The sequence below is a fragment of the Sorangium sp. So ce117 genome (assembly GCF_051524395.1).
In the GTDB taxonomy this organism is placed as follows: Bacteria; Myxococcota_A; Polyangia; order Polyangiales; family Polyangiaceae; genus Sorangium; species Sorangium cellulosum_B.
Genome location: NZ_CP150309.1, coordinates 484,034 through 507,835 on the forward strand (window position 1 = coordinate 484,034; position 23,802 = coordinate 507,835).

The following is a 23,802-nucleotide window of genomic DNA, read 5'->3' on the forward strand; positions in this document are numbered from 1 at the left end:
GCTTCCGTGGCATGCTGGCGCGGTGATCCAGGCCCTCCGACAGGCGCTGTCCAGCCGCGCGGAGCCCATGCTCGCGCTCCTCGAGCGGCTGGTGAACCTCAACTCGTTCACGGACAACCCGCGCGGCGGCGACGCCGTGGGCGAGGTCCTTGCCAACGAGCTCTCGACGATCCCCGGCCTGTGCGTGCGGCGGTTCGCGAGCGCGCGCTACGCGGCGCACTGGGTGGCGGAGAGCGAGGCGGCCAAGGCGTCGCCGGCGGGGCACGTCGCCCTCGTCGGGCACCTCGACACGGTGTTCCCCCCGGGGGTCTTCGAGGGCTTCCGCCTGGACGGGGAGCTCGCGCGCGGGCCCGGCGTGCTCGACATGAAGGGCGGGCTCGTGGTGGTGATCGAGGCGCTCAGGGCGCTCGAGCGGATCGGCGCGCTGCCGGCGATCCCGGTGCGGTTCGCGATCGTGGCGGACGAGGAGGTCGGGTCGCCCGAGGGGCGCCCGCTGCTGCAGCGCGAGCTCGCGGGCGCCGCGTGCGCGCTCGTGTTCGAGGCGGGGCGCGAGGGGGACCGGATCATCACAGCGCGCAAGGGCACGGGGGGCGCGACGGTGAGGGCCACGGGCAAGGCGGCGCACGCCGGCAACGCGCACCGGCAGGGCGCGAACGCCATCTGGGCGCTCGCGCGCTTCGTCGACCGGGCGCAGCAGCTCACCGACTACGGGCGAGGGGTGACCGTCAACGTCGGCAAGGTGAGCGGAGGGCAGGGCAGGAACACGGTGCCCGACGCGGCGGAGGCGCAGGTCGACCTCCGCTTCGTGAGCCGCGCGGACGGCGAGGCGATGCTGGCGGCGCTCGCCGCGGCGGCGCGCGAGGCGGCCGCCGAGGTGCCCGGCACCGCCGTGCAGGTCGACGGCGAGATCGCGCGGTCGCCGCTCGCCCGGACCGACGCGAGCGCGGCGCTCTGCCGTGAGTACGCGGCCTGCGCGCGGGCGGCGGGGCTCGGCGACGCCGAGGCGCCCCTCCTCGGCGGCGGATCCGACGCCAGCTCGACGGCCGAGATCGGGATCCCGTCCATCGACGGCCTGGGGCCGCGGGGGAGCGGCTTCCACACGAAGGACGAGCTCATCGAGGTGGGCACGCTGCTCCCCAAGGCGGAGGCGCTGGCGGCGTTCCTGCTGGGCCGGCGCGCCTGAGGGGCTGACGGGCGGCGCGCGACTCCGACGCTCGCCTGCCGCGGGCTGCTACGTGCGACCCCAGTGGATCACCTGGGCGACTGCCGCGTGCGCCGCGTGCGCCGCGTGTCGACGCTGTCAGGGATCCCCTTGCTGTGATGACGCGAACCCGCGAGAATGTATTTATGGCAAGTGGGGCTGCTTACACATTGACGGGCGTCATCCACGAATCCTCGGCGACGACGGTCTACCGGGGAGTTCGGGAGAGCGACGGCTCCCCGGTGGCGATCAAGCGGCTCAAGAGCGAGCGCCCGCTGCCGGTCGAGATCGCGAAGCTCAAGTACGAGTACGCCATCGCCCGGGACCTCGCGCTGCCTGGCGTCGTGAGGGTCTATGGGATCGAGAAGGTGGGCAGCGGCCTGGCGCTCGTCATGGAGGACGCGGGCGAGCGCCCGCTCAACGAGATCATCGGCGCGAGCAAGCTGAAGCTCGAGGACGCGCTCCGTATCGCGATCTCGATCGCGGACGCCCTGGAGTCCATCCATCGACGAGGCGTCACTCACATGGACGTCAAGCCGCACAACATCCTCGTCAACGCGCAGACGCTGGAGGCGAAGCTGACGGATTTCGGCAGCGCGACGCGCCTGTCGCAGGAGGCCCACAAAGCGAACCGCTTCGCGTCCTTCGAGGGGACCCTGGCCTACATGTCGCCGGAGCAGAGCGGGCGGCTGAACGTCGTCATCGATCGTCGCACGGACCTCTACTCCCTGGGCGTCACCCTGTACGAGATGGTGACGGGCGTCCTCCCCTTCCGGACGACGGACCTCATGGACCTCGTGCACAGCCACATCGCGCGGACCCCGCCGGCGCCGCAGACCGTGTCGCCCGCGGTGCCGAGCGCCGTCTCCGACATCGTGATGAAGCTCCTCGCCAAGAGCCCCGACGACAGGTACCAGAGCGCCCACGGGCTCAAGCTCGACCTGGAAGAGTGCTCGTCGCAGCTCTCGTCCAAGGGGAAGATCGAGCCGTTCCCCGCCGGCCGATACGACTACGTCGATGAGCTGCGGGCGCCTCAGAAGCTCTACGGCCGGGAGACCGAGGTCGCGCTCCTCTCCGACGCGTGGAGCCGCACCAGGCAGGGCGGGAGCGAGTTCGTCCTGGTCTCCGGCTACTCCGGGATCGGCAAGTCGGTCCTCGTGAACGAGCTCCAGAAGAGCGTCGTTCGTGAGAGAGGGTATTTCGCGACCGGCAAGTTCGACCAGCTCAACCGCACGACGCCGTACGCGGCCGTCGCGCACGTCTACCAGGAGCTCATCCGCAACATCATGGCGGAGTCTGCCGAGGCGCTGGGGCAGTGGAAGCGCAGGCTTTCGGCGGCGGTCGGCTCGAACGGGCAGCTCCTCATCGACCTGATACCGGAGCTCGAGCTCCTCATCGGCCCTCAGCCGGCCGCCCCGGCGCTCGGCCCCACCGAGTCGCAGGCGCGGTTCCAGCTGACGCTCCAGAACTTCTGCCGCGCCTTCCCCTCCCAGGAGCGCCCCCTGGTCCTCTTCTTCGATGACCTGCAGTGGGCGGACGCGGCGTCGCTCAAGTTCCTCCAGAGCATCGCGGCCGAGGCGCGGATCGCCTGCATGCTCATGATCGGCGCGTACCGCGACAACGAGGTCGACGCGAGCCACCTGTTCTCCGTGGTCCTCGCGGAGCTCCGCAAGAAGGCGGCGGCGGTGACCGAGCTGACGCTCAAGCCGCTCGTCTTCTCCGACGTGAACCAGCTCGTCGCCGACACGTTGAGCTGCGATCCTCACCGCGCGGAGCCCCTCGCGCGGCTCATCTTCGACAAGACCCGGGGCAACCCGTTCTTCATGAGCCAGCTCATGAAGAGCCTGCACGCCGAGAGGCTCCTCTCGTTCGACCCCGGCGGCTTCTCGTGGACATGGGACATCGATCGCATCCGCGAGGCGAAGGCCTCGGAGAACGTGATCGAGCTCATGGTGGGCAAGATGCGCCGGCTGCCCGAGCGCGCCCAGCGTATCCTCTCCCTCGCGGCGTGCGTCGGCCACCAGTTCGATCTGACGACGCTGGCGATCGTGACGAGGAGGTCGCGCCTGGAGGCGGCCCGCGAGCTCTGGGGCGTGCTCCGCGAGGGCTTCATCCTCCCCGTGGACGCCGAGTCCAGGTTCTTCGATATCGCCATGGACGGTGAGCTCGCCGTCGCAGAGGACGGCTCCGGCGAGGAGCTCAACGTCTCTTACAGGTTCTTGCACGATCGCGTGCAGCAGGCCGCCTACGCGCTCATGGACGACGCGGACAAGCAGGCTGCGCACCTCCAGATCGGGCGGCTGATGCTGGAGGACAGCAGGCGAGATCAGTCCGAGGCCGAGCTGTTCGACATCGTGGGCCACATGAACAGGGGCGTCGCCCTGATCACGGACGAGCGCGAGAAGCGGGCGCTCTCGCGGCTGAACCTCGACGCCGGCAAGCGGGCGAAGATGGGGGCGGCCTATGACGCCGCCGTCCATTACCTCGAGATCGGGACATCGCTGCTCGACGCGGAGAGCTGGAAGAGCGAGTACGAGCTCGCGTTCGGGCTCCACGCCGAGCTCGCGGAGTGCAGGTGCCTGAGCGGCGGCTTCGAGGCGGCCGAGCCGCTGTTCGACGTCCTCTCGACCCACGCGAAGACGACGCTGGATCGCGCGAACGTCTGCGTGCTGCGCATGACCTTCTACCTGATGCTCGGCCAGATCAACCGGGTGATAGACCAGGCGCTGGAGGCGCTCGGGCTGCTCGGGGTCGCGCTCCCGCAGACCGCCGAGGAGCGCGAGGTGATGCTGCGCGAGGAGCTCGCCGCCATGCGGGCGAGCCTGGAGACGCGCGAAATAGCGAGTCTCATCGACCTGCCGCAGGCCTCCGGCGCGGAGACACAGATGATCCTGGGCCTCCTCGGCGAGCTGGCGACGCCGGCGAACGCCGTGGATCCGACCCTCGCCTTGCTCGTGGTGGTCAAGCAGATCAACCTGTCGATAAAGCACGGCAACTCGGCCATGTCCGCCCTGGGGTACGTCTCGTTCGGCAGCATGCTAGGGAACGATCTGCCCCTGTTCCGGGACAACCCTCAGCGATACGAGGAAGGGTACGAGTTCGCGAAGCTCGGGATCGCGCTCAACGAGAAGTTCAACAACGTTCGCCTCACCTGCAAGCTGCTGATCTACTTCGCGGCGACACTCCATCTGTTCGAGCATCTCTCGGAGACGATCGACTGCTTCGGGCGTTCCCGCCAGGCCGGGCTGGCGAGCGGCGACCTGGTCTACGCGTCGTATTGCTGCATGCACATCGCGGCGGCGAAGCTGAACCTCGGTGACGATCTGGACGCGCTCGCGGACGAGATCGAGCAGAACCTCGCGCTCGTGCGGCGGATCGGCGACCTGACAACGATCCACGCCCTGGTCTGCGCGAAGCAGGTGGTCGCGAACCTCACGGGTCGAACCGAAGGGGGGCACTCCCTGAGCGGTGGGTCGTTCGACGAGGCCGAGTTCACGCGGTCGATCGAGGGGCCGGAGCTCGGCTACGTGGCCAGCTGGTACAGCGCCTTCAAGCTTCAGCTGAGCTACCTCCACGGGGACTACGCGTCCGCGCGCTCGATCCTGGCCACGGCCGAGCGGCAGAGCGTGGGCTGGACGACCCACGCCTGGGCGACGGAGATCGTGTTCTTCGGCTGCTTGACGCTCGCGGCGTCGTGCGACGGGGCGCCGGACGGCGAGCGGGCGCAGCACATGGAGGCGATCGCGAGGCTCGAGGCGAAGCTGAACCACTGGGCGGAGCTGAGCCCGTCCAACTACGCCCACAAGAGCACCCTCGTGGCGGGCGAGGTGGCGCGCCTCTCGGGGAGGACGCGGGACGCGATGATGCTTTACGAGAAGGCGATCGAAGCGGCGAAGGCGAGCCGGTTCGTGCGCGACGAGGCGATCGCGAGCGAGATCGCGGCGAAGCTGTACGAGGCCGAGGGGCTGCTCCGGTCCGCGCGGGCCTTCATGACGGACGCCTACCACGCGTACCTCTTGTGGGGGGCGACGGCCAAGGTGGAGAGCCTGGCGCGGGTCGCTCCCCACCTCGTGCCTGCCGACGGAGGGCTCCTCGGGCCGCGCAGCGTCGTCGCCTCATCGCGCTCCGGCAGGGCGCAGACCACGTCGACGACGCGGCTCAGCACCAGCATCCTCGACGTGGAAGCGGTCATCCAGGCCGCGCAGGCGCTCGCGGGCGAGGTCGTCCTGGAGAGCGTCGTGAGCCGGCTGATGGAGATCGTCATCAAGAACTCCGGCGCGCAGAAGGGCGCCCTCATCCTCGAGCGCGAACAGCACCTGCTCGTCGAGGCGGTCGTCACGGCGGAGCCGAGCTCGCTCCGGGCGGGCCTGGCCGCCCCGCTCGAGGGGAGCGCCGACGTGCCGGTCTCCATCGTGCAGTACGTGGCGAGGACGAAGGAGCCCGTGATCCTGGCGGACGCGACCCAGGAGCCCCGGTTCGCGGGCGACCCGTACATCGCCGCGTGCGCCCCGAGGTCGATCCTGTGCCTGGCCATGGTCCACCAGGGCCGGACCAAGGGGATCATCTACCTGGAGAACCGGCTCGCCCCGAGCACCTTCAAGCCGGCGCGGCAGGAGCTCGTCAGGCTCCTTCTGACGCAGGCCGGGACGGCCGTGGAGAACGCGCTGCTCTACGAGCACCTGGAGCACCGCACGGCGGCGCTCCAGGAGGCCGAGCAGCGGCTCGGGGTCGAGTTCGCCGGGCGAGAGCGGAGCGAGCGGGAGCGCCTGTCCTTGCAGGAAGAGATCATCCGGGTGCAGAACGACCGGCTCGCGGAGCTGTCCACCCCCATCATCCCGATCACCGACCGGATCATGGTCATGCCGCTGATCGGGATGATGGACAGCGCCCGGGCCCAGCAGGCGCTCAGCACCGCCCTGCACGGGGTCGAGTCGAACGGCGCCGAGGTCGTCATCATCGACATCACCGGCGTGAAGCTCGTCGACAGCGACGTCGCGAGCACGCTGATATCCACGGCGAAGGCCCTCCGGATGCTCGGGGCGCAGGCGGTGCTCACCGGCATCCGCCCCGAGGTCGCGACGACCCTCACGGGCCTGGAGATCGAGTTCAGAGAGATCGTGACGCGGGGGACGCTCCAGAGCGGCATCGCGTACGCGCTGCAGAGGACGGGGAGGACCGACGGCCTCGTGAAGAGCGCCGCGCGTTGAGCGCGGCGCCGGCTCGACCGGCTCAGGTCCTCGCCTGTCCGCTGTCGGGGCTGCTGTCCGGGCCGCTTCTCCGGGAGCTCCATCGGCTCAACCCCGAACGCGCGGTGCTCTCGGGGATCCTGGCCCGCACGCGGCTCCGCGCCGTGATGTGCGCCCGGACGACGCGGGCCACGGACGCGACCTGAGGCGGCTCCATCATGGTGAAATGGTTGCCCGGGACCTGGTGCATGACGAACCGCCCGCGGGTGAGATCCCTCCAGTAGTCGACGTCGTCGGGCTCGCTCGCGCCGAGCTGATCGCGCGCGCGCACGAACAGGACGCTGGCCTCCGTCGGGCGCGGCTCGTAGCGCGTCATGGCGCGCCAGGTGCTCAGCACGATGGCGCGGAACGGCGCGTCCTCCCGGAGCGCGGCGACGAAGCCCTGGTACGCCTTGGGGGCCGCGTCCTTGAGCCCGATCAGCTGCCGGAGCACGTCGTCGGCGCTCTCGATCGACGCGCCCCGCACGGACGCCAGGGATCCGGTGTCCAGCAGGAGGAGCTGCGCCTTCTTCCCTTCCGCCAGGAGCTGCTGCGCCATCTCGTAGGCGATCACGCCGCCGGCCGAGTGGCCGCCCAGGAGGTACGGGCCCTCCGGCTGGACGGCGCGCAGCTCTTGAACGTACCGCGCCGCCATGGCGGGGATGTCGGCGAAGACGGGCTCGTCGGGCTCCATCCCCGACGCCCGGATCCCGTAGATGGACAGGTCGGCGCCCATCTGCCGCGCCAGCTCGCGGTAGATGAAGATCGTGCCGCCGATGGGCTGCACGAGGAACAGCGGCGCCCTGCGGTGCGACCCGACGTGGAGCGGGACGATGAGCCGGCCGCGCCCGCGCCCCGACGCGACGCTGGCGCTCCTGTAGGTGGGCGGCGCGGAGGCGCTGGAAGGCTGGCTCTCGTGGATGTGCTCGGCGAGCGCCGCGACGGTGCGGAGCTCCAGCAGCGCGTGCACCGGGAGCTCGACCTTCAGCCGCTCCTTGATCAGGGTCCGCACCGCGATCGCGCTCAAGGAGTCCCCGCCGAGGTCGAAGAAGTTGTCGTGCGGCCGCACCTTGGCCACGCCGAGCACCTCCCTGAAGATGTCCGCGAGCGCGCGCGCCGCGTGATCCGCAGGCGCCCCCGCCCTCGGCTCGGAGCTCGCGGCGACCCGCTCCGTCGCAGGCGCCGGGAGCGACGCCGCGTCGCTGCTGTCGAGCGCCGACGAGGGCGCCGCCATCGTCGCGGGCGCCGGGCGCGAGGCGCCGAGCATGTACGGCGTGCGCTTGAACGGGTACGTCGGCAGCGGGACGCGCCGGCGCCGCTCGTCCCGGGAGAACGCCGCCCAGTCGACGTCGGCGCCGGCGCACCAGAGCTGGCCGACGGCGGCGAGCAACGCCTCCAGGTCCGTCCGATCGGAGCCCGAGCTCGCCATCGTGGTGACAATGAGCCGCCCCGCGCCGGCGTCGGGGTGCTGGCTCGCCAGCGTCGCCAGCGTCCGCCCGGGCCCGACCTCGACGAAGACGTGATCCGGGTCGCGGAGCAGCGCTGCGAGCCCTCGCTCGAAGCGGACGGTCCCCCGGAGGTGCCGAGCCCAGTAGGACGGATCCTCCGCATCGGCGTCCGTCATCCACGCGCCGGTGAGGTTCGAGAGCATCGGGATGCGGGGTGCCCGTCGCTCCAGCGAGGCCGCCACCTGGGTCAAGCGGTCCGCGAGCGGGCCGACGAGCGAGGAGTGCGCGGCCGTGGCGATCGGCAAGCGCCGGGTCTCGTGGCCCTCGCGCGCGCACTCCCGCTCGAGGCGCTCGATCGCCGGCAGCGTCCCGGAGACGACGCACACCTCCGGGCCGTTGACGGCGGCCAGGGAGAGGCCGTCGCCGAGCCGATCGAGCAGCGCGTCCTCGGAGAGATGCACGACGAGCGTCGCCACGTCCCTGGGCAGCTGCTCGTACAGGCGCCCGCGCGCCGCGATGAGCGTCACCGCGGCCTCGAGCGACAGCACGCCCGCGACGCAGGCGGCTGTGTACTCGCCCAGGCTGTGTCCGCTGACCGCCGCCGGGCGGATGCCCCACGACAGGAGGAGCCGCGCCGTCGCGACCTCGGTCGAGAAGATGGCCGCCATGTTCGCGCAGGGGGCGCGCAGCTGCTCGGCCGCGCGCTCCCGCTCCTCGGGGCCCGGGAAGAGCAGCGCCCGGATATCCATGGAGAGCGCGCGCTGGAACAGCGCGGCGCACTGATCGAGGCTCTCCCGGAAGACGCGCTCGCTCGCGTACAGCTCTCGCCCCATGTCCACCCGCTGGGAGCCTCCGCCGGGGAAGAGGAACACCACCTTCGGCGCGCGGCCCTCGGCGACGTCGCTGAAGGCGTGGGCGGGATCGCGCGCTCGCAGGCGGGCGGCCGCCGAGGCCGGATCGCGGCAGACGATCGCCCGGCGATGCGCGAACCGCGCCCGGCCCTGCTGGAGCGTGAAGGCGACGTCGGGGAGGGAGACGCGCGCCGCGTGCCGCAGGTGCCCGGCCAGCCGATCGGTGATGCCCTCGAGCGCTTCGCTCGTCTGCGCGGACAGGACCAGCAGCTGGCAAGCCCGCGACGGGCCGGACGGCTCCGTCGCGGGCGCCTCCTCCAGGACCACGTGGGCGTTCGTGCCGCCCATCCCGAAGGCGCTCACCCCGGCGCGGCGCGGGCGCGCTCCGCGCTTCCAGGCGAGCGGCGCGGCGTTGACGAAGAACGGGCTGCTCTCCAGGTGGAGCTCGGGGTTCGGGCGCCGGAAGTGGAGCGTGGGCGGGATCAGCTCGTGCTCGAGCGAGAGCGCGGCCTTGATGAGCCCGGTGACCCCGGCGGCCGCCCCCAGGTGCCCCAGGTTGCTCTTCAGCGAGCCCAGCGCGCAGAACCCGACTTTGTCAGTGCCATTTCTGAAGGCGCGCGACAGGGCGGCGACCTCGATCGGATCGCCGAGCCTCGTGCCCGTCCCGTGGCCCTCGACGAAGGTGATGCTCTCCGGCTCCACCCCCGCGGCGGCGTGCGCCCTGAGGATGGCCTGCGCCTGTCCGTCCGTGCCCGGCGCGGCGTAGCTGACCTTGCGCGAGCCGTCGTTGGTGATCGCGGACCCGAGGATGACGGCGTGGATGTGGTCGCCGTCGCGGAGCGCGTCCTCCAGCCGCTTGAGCACGACCACCGACACGCCGCTGCCGGCCACGGTCCCCTGCGCGTCGACGTCGAACGGCCGGCAGTGTCCGTCCGGCGACGCGAGCGAGCCCTCCTCGTGGACGTGGCCGAGCCGCGTCGGCGGCAGGACAACGACGCCGCCCGCGAGGACCATGTCGCACTCCTTCGTGGCGAGGCTCTGGCAGGCCAGGTGCACCGCGACGAGCGACGTCGAGCACGCGGTCAGCACCGTCACGGCGGGCCCGCGGAGGCCCAGCTTGTACGCGACCCGCGTCGTCAGGCCGTCGGCGACGTTCCCGGTGAAGATCCGGTAGTACTCGGCGCTCAGCGGCGCCTTGGGCATGCCGACGCGCTCCAGCCAGTACAGCGGGGCCTCGCTCCCGGCGAAGACGCCGACCGACTGCGTGCACGAGAGCGGATCGTAGCCGGCCCTCTCCATCGCCTCCCAGGCGCACTCGAGGAAGATCCGGTGCTGCGGGTCCATGAGCATCGCCTCGTTCGGGCTGTAGCCGAAGAACCGCGCGTCGAAGCACATCGCGTCATCCAGCACGCCGCACGCCGGCACGAGGTTCGGCGCGCGGATCAGGTCCAGATCGACGCCCGAGGCCTCCAGCTCCTCGGGCGTGAAGAAGCGGATGCCCTCGACGCCGTTGCGCAGGTTGAACCAGAGCGTGTCGACGTCGCGCGCCCTGGGGTAGCGCCCGGACATCCCGACGATCGCGACGGCGTTCGCGGGCGCCGCCTTGCGCTCCGGCGCGGGGGCCCGGCGGCTCGAGGGCCGCGTCGGCGGCGCCGGCGCCGCGGTCTCGTCTGCCTCCGCGGCCCGCGAGGCCGCCCCGAGGTGAGCGGCCAGGCTGCGGATCGTCGGGTGCTGGAACAGCTCCACGATCGGCACGTTCCGGCCGAGGCGCGCCTGGAGCGCGGCCTGGACCTGCACGAGCAGGAGCGAGTGGCCGCCGATCTCGAAGAACCGATCATCGAGCCCCACGCGGTCGAGATCGAGCACCTTGCGCCAGATCTCGCTCAGGACGGCCTCGATGTCCGAGGCCGGCGCGGCGGTCCTGGGCTCGGCGCTCGGCGTCGGGCGCTCGGGCGCGGGGAGCGCGCGCCGATCGACCTTCCCGCTCGCGTTGAGCGGCAGCGCGTCGAGCTTCACGAAGATCGCCGGGACCATGTACTCGGGGAGCTTCGCCGCAAGGAACGCCCGCAGGGCCGGGAGGAGCGCGCGCGCCTGCTTCGCGCGGAGCGGGTCGTTGATCAGCGGCGAGCGCGCCTGTCCCTCGGCGATGCTCGCGCCGAGGAGGGCGCGCGGCCTCCGCGGATCCCCGTCGCGCTCGAAGAGGACGTCCATGCGCTCCGGGCCTCCGGTCCGCGACCAGGTGACGCGGACCGCGTAGCCCAGCCTGCCGCCGAGCTCCCAGAGCGCCTCCGGCTGGATCGCGGCGCCGGCGCGCGCGGGGCCCGCGGCGCAGAGGTCCTCCTGGGTCCCGCTCGCCGTCGAGAGCGCCGCTGCCAGGGCGACGTCCGCGTGCACGCGCGCGTTCGGGATGCCCAGCACCTCCAGCGCCTCGGGGCGGTCCTCCCGCAGCGAGCGCTCGATCTCGTCGATGTCCGCCGGCGCCGGCCCGCCGATCGATCGATCGATCGCGGCCGGCTCCGCCGCCGCGCCCACGAACAGCACGACGTCGTACCGGTAGCGGGTCATCTCCTCGGCGCCGTGGCCGCGCTTGAGCCAGATCTCCACCTGGCTCACGCCCGGGATCTGGCCGCGCAGGGCGCGGAAGTAGTCGGGCGCGACGACGAGCTCTTCCTCGGTCGAGATCGCCCGCCGCACCCGGCCACGCAGCTCCTCGGCCGCGGTGTCCGGCGCCGCACGGTGGAGCTGCACCGACGCGTGGAACGCCTCGAGCAGGGGGAGGCTCCGCACGTCGCCGATGAACACGAGCCCGCCGGGAGCGACGGAGCGGACGGCGCCTTCGATCACCGATCGCAGGTAGTCGGCGCCGGGGAAGTACTGCACGATCGAGTTGAGGACGATCGCGTCGAAGCTCCCGGGCTCGACGTCGCTGAAGTCGTTGGCCTCGCGGCGCGCCAGCGTCACGTGGGTATACCCCCTGGAGGCGAGCCTGGGGCGGAGCAGGGAGATGGCCTGCTCGGAGAAGTCGGTCCCCAGGTAGGCTTCGCAGCGGGGCGCCGTCTTCAGGAGCAGGAGGCCTGTCCCGCAGCCGATCTCCCAGACCCGCTTCGGCTGGAAGGACAGGAGCCGCTCGACCGTGAAATCGCGCCACGCGCGCATCTCCGCCGCCTCGATGGGCGCGCCCGTGTAGCTGCTGTTCCAGCCCGTCGTGTCGAGATCCGGATCGGTGGCGGCGATGTCCTTCGCGTAGGTATCGTCGTACAGCGCGCGCCACTCCGTGACGTGGCCCGCCTGGAGGCCCGCGTCGTGCGCCGCGCGCTGCCCGCCGCTGCCCGGCACCACGTAGGCGACGAGGCGCCTGTCGCCGTGGGCGTCGTCCGTCGCGAGGACGACGGCGTCGTCGAGGGCGGGGTGCTGCCTGAGCGTGGCCTCGATCTCGCCGAGCTCCAGGCGGAAGCCGCGGATCTTGACCTGGTGGTCGATCCTGCCGAGGAACTCGATGTCGCCGTCGAGCAGCCAGCGGACGAGGTCGCCGGTGCGATACATGCGGGCGCCGGGCGCGTCGGAGAAGGGGTCGGGGAGGAAGCGGTCCTCTGTGAGCTGCGGGTCGTGGAGGTAGCCGCGGGCGAGGCCGTCGCCGGCGATGTAGAGCTCGCCGGGGACGCCGACGGGGACGGGCTGTCGGCGCGGGTCGAGGACGTAGACGCGCACGTTGTCGATGGGCCGGCCGATGGGCGGCTTTCGTGAGGCGTCGCGGTCGGCGGGGGCGCCCCGGAGGAGCGAGCAGGAGGTGGTGACGACGGTGGCCTCGGTGGGGCCGTAGTTGTTGACGACCTCGAAGGGGATGGCGCGGTGAGGCCAGCGCCGTAGCCTGTCGCCGCCGGTGAGCAGGGCGCGCAGGGAGCAGCGAGCGGGCCAGTCGAGGCGCAGCAGCTCCTCGGCGATGGGGGTGGGGACGAAGGAGACCGAGATGTGCTGTTCCAGCAGCCACTGCTGGAGCTCCAGGGGCGAGCGGCGGAGGGGCTCGGAGGGGATGTAGAGGCAGGCGCCGGAGCAGAGCGAGGGCCACATCTCCCAGACCGAGGCGTCGAAGCCCGGGCTCGCGATGAGGGTGGTTCGATCGGTGCTGGACAGGGCGAACCGCCGCCTGTGCCAGGCGACCAGGTTGGTGAGCCCGCGGTGCTCCACGAGCACGCCTTTCGGCCGGCCCGTGGAGCCCGACGTGTAGATGACATACGCCAGGTCGGAGGGGCCTGTGCTCCTCGGCGGCGCCGAATCAGGCTGCCCGGTGAGCGCCCGCCCGTCGGCGTCGAGGCGGATCTCCACGCCGCCGAACGCGGGGATGCGGTCGGCGAGGCGCGCCCCTGTGATGAGCACCGGCGCCCTGGAGTCGTTCAGCATGAGCTCCAGCCGCTCGCTCGAGCTCTCGGGGCCGAAGGGGATGTACGCCCCGGAAGCCTTGAGGATCCCGACGATGCCGACAAGGAGAGCGAGCGACCGCTCTGCGTGGATCGCGACCGCCGTCCCCGGCGCCACGCCGGCCTCGCGCAGGCGGTGGGCGAGCTGGTTCGCTCGGCGATCGAGCTCGCCGTACGTCAACGAGCCGCGCTCGGCCACGGCGGCCAGGGCATGCGGCGCGCGCGCCGCCTGCTCCTCGAACAGGTCGAGGACGCACCGGTCTCCTGGAGGGTCGACCGCGGTGTCGTTCATCTCGATCACGAGCCTCCGCTGCTCGACGCGCGTGAGCAGCGGCAGCGACGACACCGGCTGATCCGGCGCCGAGGCCGCGGTGGAGAGCACCGTCAGCAGGTGCTCCGCCATCCGCTCGATCGTCGCTCGGTCGAAGAGATCGGTGCTGTACTCGAGCATCCCCGTCACGCCGTCGGGGCTCTCCCAGGAGTACAGCGAGAGGTCGAAGATCGTCTTCTTGGCGTCGGCCTCGATGGGACGGACCTCGACCCCGGCGAGCGCGAGATCGCGCTCCGCCGGGCTCTGCGGGGCGAAGACGATCTGCACGACCGGGTTGTAGCCCGGGCTGCGCTCGGGCCTCAGCTCCTGCACGAGCACATCGAAGGGCAGCATGTCGTGCTCGTAGGCCTCCAGGCACAGCTGCCGCACCCGCTGGAGCAGCTCGTCGAAGCTCGGGTCGCCGGACAGATCGACGCGCAGGGGCACGATGTTCACGAAGAAGCCCATGATCTCCTCGAGATCCATGCGCGCCCGGTTGGCGCTCGGCATTCCGATCAAGAGGTCGTCGCGCTGCGTGTACCGGTGCAGCAGGACGGCGAAGGCGGCCATGAGGACCATCGTCACCGTCATCCCCCGCTGGGCGCTGAGCTCCCCGAGGCGCTCCGCGAGCGGCGCGTCGATCCGGAAGGAGACGGTGGCGCCGCGCAGGCTCTGGATCGCCGGCCGCGGATGATCGCTCGGCAGCTCGAGCAGGGGCGGCGCGTGGAGCAGCCGCTCTTTCCACCAGGCGAGCAGCTCTGCTCGGGCGCTGTCCCTCATCTGCTCGCGTTGCCACGCGGCGAAGTCGGCGTACTGGATCGCGAGCTCGGGCAGCGCCGCGGGGGCGCCCCGGCGGTGGCCGTCGTAGAGGATGGCGAGCTCGCGGAACGCGAGCTCGATGGACCAGCCGTCGGTCGCGATGTGATGGAGGTGGAGCCACAGGATGTGGTCCTCCGGCCCGAGCTTGAGCAGGCAAGCCCGGAGCAGGGGGCCTCGCTCGAGGTCGAAGAGGGTCTGCGCCTCTGCGTTGATGCGCTGGTGCGCCGCGACCTCCCGCTCTTCCGGGGAGAGGTGCTGGAGATCCATCACGTTGAGCTGCGACGCGCTCTGCGGGGCGATGATCTGGACCGGCCGCCCGTCGCGCTCCGCGTAGGTCGTCCGAAGGATCTCGTGCCGCTGCGCGAGCTCGCGGAGGCTCCTGTCCAGCGCTCCGACATCGACGCGCCCGCGCAGGCGGAACGGGAACAAGCAGTTGTAGGCCCGGCTCTCCGGCGCCAGCCGCTGGAGGAACCAGAGCCGCTCTTGCCCGAAGGACAGGGGCAGCGGCCCGAGGCGCGGGACGGGCGAGATCGCGCGCTCGGCCCCGCGCGCCGCGGGCTCCTGCCTCACGAGGGGCGCGAGCTCGGCGATGGTCGGGCGGCGGAAGAGCTCCTGGAACGCGAGTTCGACCCCGAGCGCGCTGCGCACGCGGGAGAGCAGCCGCACGGCATGGACAGAGCTGCCGCCCAGCTCGAGGAAGCTGTCATGCACCCCCACGCGCTCCTGCCGCAGCACCTCCTGCCAGATTTCGGCGAGCGCCCGCTCGACGGGAGAGCGAGGCGCGACGAAGGCGTGCGCCAGCGCGGTCCGCGCGGGGCCGGGGGCCGGGAGCGCCGCTCGGTCGACCTTGCCGTTCGCCGTCATCGGCAGCGCGTCGAGCGCGACGAAGGTGGACGGCACCATGAACTCGGGCAGCCGGCCCTGGAGGTGAGCGCGGAGCGCTGCCGGCGACGCCTCCACTCCCTCCACGCCTCGCGCGGAGGCTCCGCCGCCGCTCGTCGGGACGACGTAGGCGACGAGGCGCCTGTCGTCGTGGGCGTCGTCCGTCGCGAGGACGACGGCGTCGTCGAGGGCGGGGTGCTGCCTGAGCGCGGCCTCGATCTCTCCGAGCTCCAGGCGGAAGCCGCGGATCTTGACCTGGTGGTCGATCCTGCCGAGGAACTCGATATCGCCGTCATGCCGCCAGCGGACGAGGTCGCCGGTGCGGTACATGCGCGCACCGGGGTCGGAGGAGAAGGGGTCGGGGAGGAAGCGGTCCTCTGTGAGCTGCGGGTCGTGGAGGTAGCCGCGGGCGAGGCCGTCGCCGGCGATGTAGAGCTCGCCGGGGACGCCGATGGGGACGGGCTGGCGTCGGGGATCGAGGACGTAGACGCGGACGTTGTCGATGGGTTTGCCGATGGGCGGCTCGCGTGAGGGGCCGCGGTCGTCGTGGGCTTCCCTGGGGAGGGCGCAGGAGGTGGTGACGACGGTGGCCTCGGTGGGGCCGTAGTTGTTGACGACCTCGAAGGGGATGGCGCGGTGAGGCCAGCGCCGTAGCCTGTCGCCGCCGGTGAGCAGGGCGCGCAGGGAGCAGCGAGCGGGCCAGTCGAGGCGCAGCAGCTCCTCGGCGATGGGGGTGGGGACGAAGGAGACCGAGATGTGCTGTTCCAGCAGCCACCGCTGGAGCTCCAGGGGCGAGCGGCGGAGGGGCTCGGAGGGGATGTAGAGGCAGGCGCCGGAGCAGAGCGAGGGCCACATCTCCCAGACCGAGGCGTCGAAGCCCGGGCTCGCGATGAGGGTGGTTCGATCCGTGCTGGACAGGGTGAACCGCCGCCTGTGCCAGGCGACCAGGTTGGTGAGCCCGCGGTGCTCCACGAGCACGCCTTTCGGCCGGCCCGTGGAGCCCGACGTGTAGATGACATACGCCAGGTCGTCCGGCGCCTGGTCAGCGGCCGGAGGCACCTTGTCCACGGGCTCGCGATCGAGCATCGCCCGATCCGCGTCGAGGCGAACGACGCTGAGCCCGCGGCTCGGCACCCGGCAGACGAGGTCGTCGCTGGTCAGGAGCGCCGACACCTTCGCGTCCTCCAGCATGAACGCGAGCCGAGCCGGCGGATAGGCCGGGTCGAGCGGGACGTACCCGCCCCCCGCCTTGAGCACGCCGAGCGCGGCCACGATCATGTCCGGCGAGCGCTTCAGGCAGATGCCGACGAGCGCGCCAGGCCCGGCGCCGCTCTTCCTGAGGAGGTGGGCGATCTGGTTGCTCCGCCGATCCAGCTCGGCATACGTGAGCCGCTCGCCCTCGAACGCCACCGCGGCGGCGGAAGGGGCGCGGCGCGCCTGCTCCTCGACCTGCTCGTGGACCAGCTCGCGCGGCCGGGGCGTCGCCGCGCCGCTGCTCCAGTCGACGAGGAGCTGCCGCCGCGCGTCGGCCGACAGGAGAGGCAGATCCGAGATCCGCTGATCAGGGGCCTCGGCAGCGCCGCAGAGCAGCGCCTGCCAGTGCTCGAGCAGCCTGACCGCCGTCGCCTGCTCGAAGAGATCGCGGCGGTAATCGAGCCTCGCGACGACCCCTTCGGCGGCGTCCTCGACGCTCACCACGAGATCATGAGCGACGTACGGCAGAGCGAGGTCCGTTCGGGTCAGCGCCAGCAGCGGCCCATTGCACGGCGGGGGGCTCGGGGGCGTCGCCGCGAAGAGGACCTGGACGATCGGCGTGCGGCCCGGGTCGCGCGGCGCGGCGAGCTTCTCCAGCAGCGCCCTGGCGGGAACCTCGCTGTTCGCTCTGCCCTCCTCGATGGAGCGGTGTACCTGGCGCAGGAGCTGTCGGAACGAGGGCTGTGCGCCGAACCTGCCCCGCACGATCACCGGGCCGCCGAAGAGGCCGATGAGCTCCCGGACGTCCGGCGTATCGCGCCCGGGCAGGGGCGTGCCGATCAAGACATCCTCCTCACCGGTGATCCGGTGCAGGACAGCCAGCATCCCCGCGAGCAGCGCGGTGAACAGGCCCGCTCCTTCGTCCCGGGCCGCCGCTTCGAGGCGCAGGAGGAGCGATCGATCGAGCGCGCGCTCGACCGACCCTCCGTCGAAGGCAGGCACGGCGGGCCGCGGCCGGTCCGTCGGGAGATCCAGGGCAGTCGGCGCGCCGGCGAGCTCCCGTGTCCAGTGGTCGAGCCGCGCGTCGAGGCGATCTCCGGCGGCGCGGTCGAGCTGCCGCCGGACGTGGTCCTGATAACGCATGGGCAGCGCCGGAGGCGTCATGGAATGGTAGAGGGCGCAGAGCTCCGAGAAGAACAGCCCCACGCTGGAGGCGCCGTCGCAGACGAGGCCGTGCATGGACAGCGCGACCAGGTGGCGGCGCGGGTGCGCCCGGATGAGCGTCACCCGCCAGAGCGGGGCACGCTCGAGATCGAAGGGGCGAGCGGCCTCCTCGCGGGCGGCCGCGAGCGCCGCCTCGTCCGAGGTGGGCTGTAGGTCCGGGGCCAGGTCCACCTCTCTGAGGTCGATCGCCACCGCGGGCCTGACGACCTGCGCCGGCTCTCCCTCGCGCTCGACAAAGGAGGTCCTGAGCGGCTCGTGGCGCGCCGATATCGCCTCGATGGCGCGGCGCAGCCTGGGTACATCGAGATCCCCGTCGAGCCAGGCCGCGCCGCCTTCATGGATGACCGGCGCGGGACCATGGACTCGAGCGAGGAGCCATTTCGTCTCTTGCTCGAAGGAAAGTGGCGCGTAAGTCAGCTCAACCATGGCGCATGCCCTCCTGTCCGTTGATGTCAGAGAGCACCTCCCTCCTCCCGCTCCGAGCGTTCGGAGAGGCCCTCGCAATGGGCTCACGCGCGCCGTGTAGGCGGCACCCATGCAGGTCGTCAGGCACTCCATTATCTCGCGCGCCGGCTGTCGGCTCAGCGATGTCCTCGGTGACATGGCGCTCCTCGTCCCGAGCGCGCAATTCATCCCCGAGCGCGCATCAGGCGTACGCCTGTCACGGAACCATCACGCGAGAATTCGACGTCTTCGCCTCCCCCGGCGACACGTTTCCTTGGTCTACGGAATTAATAATGATCCTTTATCGAAATATTGCCAAGCGGAATGATCAAAATCGTTCGTGCGATGAGCGGAAGGCTCATCTCGATCATGTCCGAGCTCCTGCCCGAGCCAGTTCATCCGTTCATCCGTGCCGCGCCCTGCGCTGTCGGCGCGGCGCGGCGCGGCGCCGGCAGGGGACGGGGCTTGGCCCTGAACAGCCGGCGCCGCCGTGGCTCGGCGGGGGCTGTCCGCGGATGGACCGCGAGGGCAGGCGCTACTCTGTGGGAGGATCGGTGAAGAGCATACCAGTGGTCGCCGTGAGCTTCTCCAGGACTGCGGGCCCGAAGCGCTCGGCGAAGCGCGCCCTGTCCTCGGGCGCGATGACGATGTCGCCCGGCTCGTCTTCGCGCTCGTCCGTGATGATGGCGAGGAGCAGCCCGGGCTCCTGGCCGACGTTCTCGAACTGCCGGTAGACGCCCACGGGCACGTCGATCATATCGAAGGGCTCGAGCGTCGTCTCGTCCGTGGCGCCATCGTTCCAGCGCAGCGCGAAGCGTCCAGCGAGGCACAGAAATACCTCCCTCGAGCGACGGTGTGCGTGCAGAGGGACCTTGTCGCCAGGCCTGCAGCTGACGATGCCAACGCTCATGCCTTTGGGGCCGACGATGGCCGGCGCCGTCCCCTCGCGCGCGTCCCCCGCCGCGTGCGCCATCAGGAGATACAGAGGAGGGTTCACGGCGTCGAACGCCTCCTGTGGGATGCTGGTGTCAACGGTGTGATTCACGTAAGCCCGGAGCTCGCCGAACCGCGCGATGCGCGAGCGCATCTGCTCCGGGGTGACCTTCAGCGTCGTCATGATAGATCCCCCTTGTCTGCCGCGTCCGAGCTCATCGACCGCTCGGCGCGGCTCTTCTCCAAAGATACCGCGGGCTATGGCGGTGCGCTCGATCGATTCCCTGCTTCGAATCGACTTTATCGCTCGCTATCGTCGCGCGTCACGCGTCACGCGTCACGCGTCGCGCTTGAGCCGTGTGTTGGCTGAGTAATGGACAATACTGGGCCAGTGTAGTAGCGTGGCCCGGGAAGGCCGATCTCTGGAGGCGCTCGGAAACGTCGAGGCGTGATGCTGCCGATCCTGCGGAGCGCCGGACGGTGAAGCCGATACGGCCGCGGCGCGTGTCGGTCATGTCTTTGTGAACGACATTGAATTCCACGGACAGCCGTTTCCGCCAGGCCCGCAGCGCAGGGGTCATTAGCGAATTCCACGGACAGCCGTTTCCGCTATGCCGGCAGCGCCTGCGTCACTGGCTGTCCGGTGGTCAATCGCCTCGACCCGCAGGTGATCTCCGGCGGAGGTCTCGCGGCGGCCGGCTCCGGCCACCTCTGCTGCGCCGTGGCCCGTCCGGACGCGCACCCCTGAACGCGCGGCGAATCCGGCGGGCGCGTCAGCGCGTCACTCCAGCACCACGAACTTCAGATACCGCCCCTCCCACCACGCCGGCAGCGTCGGGTGGTCCTCCGGCTGCCCGTGGATCGCCCGGATCCGCAGGTCGTCCCGCTCCAGCGTGGCGTCGTCCAGCGTCGCCAGGAAGTCTTCCGCCGTGATGTGGCTCGAGCACGACGCCGCGCACAACAGGCCACCTCGATCCAGCACGCGCGCGACCGCGGCGTGCAGCCGCCGGTAGGCGCCGAGCGCGCGCGGCTTGGCGCGCTCGCTCGGCGCGAAGCTCGGCGGGTCGCAGAGGATGAGATCGTACCGGTCGCCGCGCGCGCGGGCCTTCTCGAGGAAGTCGAACGCGTCCGCCGTCACGAACTCGTGGGCCGCCGGATCCACGCCGTTCTCGCGGAACGTGCGCTGCGCCGACGCGTGCGCGGCCGACGCCGAGTCGACGGAGGTGACCCGGCCCGCGCCGCCGAGCGCCGCGGCCACCGAGAAGCCCCCCGCATAGCTGAACAGGTTCAGCACGCGCCGGCGCCCGGCCGCGAGCGCGCGCACGCGGGCGCGGTTGTCGCGCTGGTCGAGGAACGCCCCCGTCTTCTGCCCGCGCGCGAGATCGACCTCCATCGCGACCCCCGTCTCCCTCACGAAGAGGCGATCCGGCAGCGGCGGCCCGTGCAGGTGCGCGAGCTTCTTCCCGTCCGCGTCCTCGCCTGCCGCCGACGCGCGCGCGCGCAGGCCGATCGAGCGCACGCCGCGGGCGCCCAGCGCGCGCGCGAGGTGCGGGAGCAGGCGATCGAGCCAGGGCGCCAGCATGTCGCCGTCGAGGCGGATCACCGCGGCGCGGTCGTACCGATCGATGACGAGCGACGGCACCCGGTCCCCCTCGCCGTTGCACAGCCGGTAGGCCGTCGTGTCGCGGCCGTCGAACCAGCCGTCGCGCAGGGCGAAGGCGCGATCGAGCCGCTCCGCGATGGCCCGCTCGTCGAGCGGCGGCGCCTGCGTGCGCTGGAAGACGCGGACGGCGATCGCCGAGTCCGCGTCCCAGAGCCCTCGCCCGAGGAACGGCGCTCCCTCGGCCGACAGCTCCACGACGTCGCCCGACGCCGCGGCGCCGCCGCGGTGCGCGCGCTCCCCGCGCTTGCCCTCGCCGCGCTTGCTCCCGTGCCCGCCGCCGTCCGCGATGCCGTCTCGGTAGACCCATGGGTGGCCGCGGCGGACGGCGGCGGCGGCCGGCGCGGTGAGATGGACCCGCATCGACCCCGCCTAGCACGGTAAGCTCGCAGCGTGCTGCACCGAGTTCGTTCGTCCGGATGGGCCTGCCTCGGGGGGATCTCGCTTGCCGTCGCGGCAGCCTGCACGCAGGACCACGGCGTCCTCGGCCGGGATCCGTCGGGCGGGGCGGCCACCTCCGGCGCCGGCGGCGGCCCGGGAGCGACAACGAGCGGCGCGACGACGACCACGGGCGCGGGCGGCGGCGCTGTCGAGCCGCCGGGGCCGACGAAGCTCACGGTGGTGAACGGCATCAGCGATCACGACGCTGTCCGCTTCTGCTTCCTCGCGTACCCCGACGGGACGGGCGCCGGCGTGGACCCCTGGCCGGGCGCCGCCGCGGGCCTCGCGTTCGCCCGGGCCCAGGAGGTCGAGCCGCTCGGCGCGGCGATCCCCGAGGGGACGAGCCTGCGCGCGCACGTGATCGCCGGCGACCTCCGCGCGACGGAGGGGCTCGACTGCGCGGAGATCCTCGCGCTCGCGGGCGGCACGGGGAGCCCCGCGGCCCCGATCGTGGCCGCGGGGCTCCCCGTGCTGCCGGCGCCCGTGTTCGCCGAGGAGAAGAGCCTCCTCGTGGTGGCCACCGGATGCCTCGGCGGCGAGGGGCACACGCACGAGAGCGAGAAGGAAGGCTGCGGCGACGCCTACACGATCGACACGCCGACCGCCGGCCTCGTCGCGGTCGCCATGTCGCGGCGGACGACGTTCGACGAGCTGAGCCTGCAGGTCGCGCACGCGAGCGCGGCGACGCCGGTGGTCCACGTGGAGCTGACGCCCGGGCGCGACGACGCGACCGGGGTGACGCTCGCGCAGGACCTCTCCTACGGCGCGATCGCGCCGTTCCCACCGTCCACCGGGCTCTCGGTGAGCGACCTCGGCGCGCTCGACGAGGTCGCGATCGAGACCCGCGATCCCATCGAGGGGACGGTGACGTCGTCGGTGCCGATGCGCGAGATCCTGGCGAGCAGCGACGTGCCGGCGGCCGACATCGGGGACGGTCAGGGGTTCGTGCTTGTCGCCGTCGGGGCCGCTCCGGGGGCGGAACAGGGCGGGTTCTGGCACCCCCTGACGTACTCGCTCTTGCGGGCGAATCCCTGAGCTTGTTCCCGAAACATCCCATTACCGGCGAGGTTCCGGGGTTCACCGTCTCTCGTCGGACGGAACGACCACGCCTCGCCTGGCAGCGCGCCGTGGACTCGCCTTGATTCCGCCTCGGGCATCAAGGCCCCATCGAGCGCGGTTCGCAATGCCACGATCCTGCCGTGTGGTGCCGTGTTGTCCAGTATTTGCGCAAGACCCTGATTGCTCCTGTACGGCCGACTCGAGTGTGTCCGGCGTGTCTACCGAGCTTGCAGCGCGCGTTGTCTTATTGGAGGATGAGGGCCCTGCCCCCTCGGTCTCAGGCGCCTCCCTCTCTCCTCGCAGATCAGCGCTCCGCAGGCCTCTTCACGGCGCTGCCTGGCTCTTCGGTAAGGAGCGTCGCGCCGGGAAAATCGTGAGTCGCTCGACGAACGGGAGCGCCCTGTACGGATGACATCACGGGACAATCACCCGCCGTGACGATCGGATGAATCTCCAGTATAACGCGAGTGCCGAAATTCCGATGGGGGGAGGGAACATGGCGACACAGGTATTTGTCGGGGCGAGCTCCGCGGCGGATCCGAGAGAGGCTGCTTCAGAGGCCGTGGCGACGGCGCTCCGCGGGGCTTCCCGCACGGAGCATGTGGCGCGACCGGCATTCGCCCTCGTCTTATCGACGGACCAGTACGACGCCGACGCGCTCGCCGCGGCCGTGACGAGCCAGCTGCCGGGCGTCCCCTGGGCGGGGTGCTGCACTGCCGGGGTCTTCGCCGGCAGCCGGCTGCTCCGGCAGGGGCTCGTGGTGGGGCTCGTCGCCTCGGAGACCGTGCGTGTCGGCGTCGGGGTCGCGCAGCCGGTGAGCCAGGACGGGCGGCGCGCCGGCGTGCTCGCCGCCTCGCGCGCCCTCGAGGCGTTCCCGTCGTCCGTCGCTCCCGGGTGGAGCCGCGCGCTCATCGTGCTGCCGGACGCGGTCACGGGCAACGCCGCCGACGTGGTGCGCGGCGCGGTCGAGGTCGGCGGGACGGGCGTCGTCTGGGCCGGCGGCGGCGCGGGCGACAACCTCCGCTTCGTGCGCACCGCGCAGTTCGCGGGCGGCAGGGCCTACTCGGACAGCGTGGTCGTTGTCGCGATCGACTCGCCGGCGCGCATGGCGACCGGCATCCGCCACGGCTTCCGGCCGTATGGCCCGCCCACGATGGTCACCCGCGCCGAGGGCACGGTCCTCGCCGAGCTCGAGTACGAGGGCGCCTTCTCGGTCTACCAGCGCACCGCGCGGGCGAGGGGGGATCAGGTGAACATCGACGGCTTCGCCACGTTCGCCATGACCCACCCGCTCGGCATCCCGCAGGCCGACGGCGAGCACGTCATCCGCGATCCGCTGCGCGTCGTCTCGCCGGGGGGGCTCTACTGCGTCGGCGAGGTCCCGGACGGGTGCCTCATCCGCGTCATGGAGGGCGACCCCATCGGCCTCGTCGGCGCCGCGCGCGAGGCCGCGACCACGGCGCGCGAGGCGGTGGCCGGGCCCATCGCCGGCGCGTTCGTGTTCGACTGCATCTCGCGGTGCATGATGCTCGGCGACACGGTGCGCGACGAGCTGACCACCTTCGAGAGCGAGCTCGGCGAGAGCGTCCCGGTGATGGGATGTCTGACGTTTGGAGAGGTCGGTACGCTGGGCCGAGGAGTACCGCAGTTTCACAACAAGACCGCTGTCGTGCTCGCCCTGGGGGCCTGAGCGCGG

7 protein-coding genes are annotated in these 23,802 nt (G+C 71.7%); 4 read left to right on the forward strand and 3 right to left on the reverse strand.

Annotated features, from left to right (window positions below; genetic code table 11):
* The first annotated feature begins 22 nt into the window (after nt 1-22).
* Both WMF46_RS01925 and WMF46_RS01930 read left to right on the forward strand, forming a co-directional pair.
* Entirely contained in the window at nt 23-1,183 is a 1,161-nt protein-coding gene (locus WMF46_RS01925) for a M20 family metallopeptidase (RefSeq protein WP_437984030.1), read from the forward strand.
* Between the two features lie 164 nt (nt 1,184-1,347).
* Nucleotides 1,348-6,408, forward strand: coding sequence for a protein kinase domain-containing protein (locus WMF46_RS01930; RefSeq protein WP_437984031.1), 5,061 nt, complete (start codon nt 1,348-1,350; stop codon nt 6,406-6,408).
* Between the two features lie 22 nt (nt 6,409-6,430).
* Here the strand turns inward: WMF46_RS01930 and WMF46_RS01935 are convergent, their stop codons facing one another.
* From WMF46_RS01935 to WMF46_RS01945, 3 genes are all read right to left on the reverse strand, one after another.
* Nucleotides 6,431-17,995, reverse strand: a complete 11,565-nt coding sequence (locus WMF46_RS01935) for an amino acid adenylation domain-containing protein (protein WP_437984032.1) — start codon at nt 17,993-17,995, stop codon at nt 6,431-6,433.
* Nucleotides 17,996-18,548: 553 nt separating this feature from the next.
* Entirely contained in the window at nt 18,549-19,130 is a 582-nt protein-coding gene (locus tag WMF46_RS01940) for a cupin domain-containing protein (protein ID WP_437984033.1), read from the reverse strand.
* Between the two features lie 597 nt (nt 19,131-19,727).
* Complete coding sequence (locus WMF46_RS01945; RefSeq protein ID WP_437984034.1) at nt 19,728-20,969, reverse strand: class I SAM-dependent rRNA methyltransferase; 1,242 nt, start codon at nt 20,967-20,969, stop codon at nt 19,728-19,730.
* Nucleotides 20,970-20,999: 30 nt separating this feature from the next.
* On the opposite strand from WMF46_RS01945, the gene WMF46_RS01950 reads away from it, so the two are divergent.
* Nucleotides 21,000-22,082 (forward strand): hypothetical protein, encoded by a 1,083-nt coding sequence (locus tag WMF46_RS01950; RefSeq protein WP_437984035.1) that lies wholly within the window; start codon nt 21,000-21,002, stop codon nt 22,080-22,082.
* 625 nt (nt 22,083-22,707) lie between these two features.
* Complete coding sequence (locus WMF46_RS01955; protein WP_437984036.1) at nt 22,708-23,796, forward strand: FIST signal transduction protein; 1,089 nt, start codon at nt 22,708-22,710, stop codon at nt 23,794-23,796.
* The last annotated feature ends 6 nt before the right edge of the window (nt 23,797-23,802 follow it).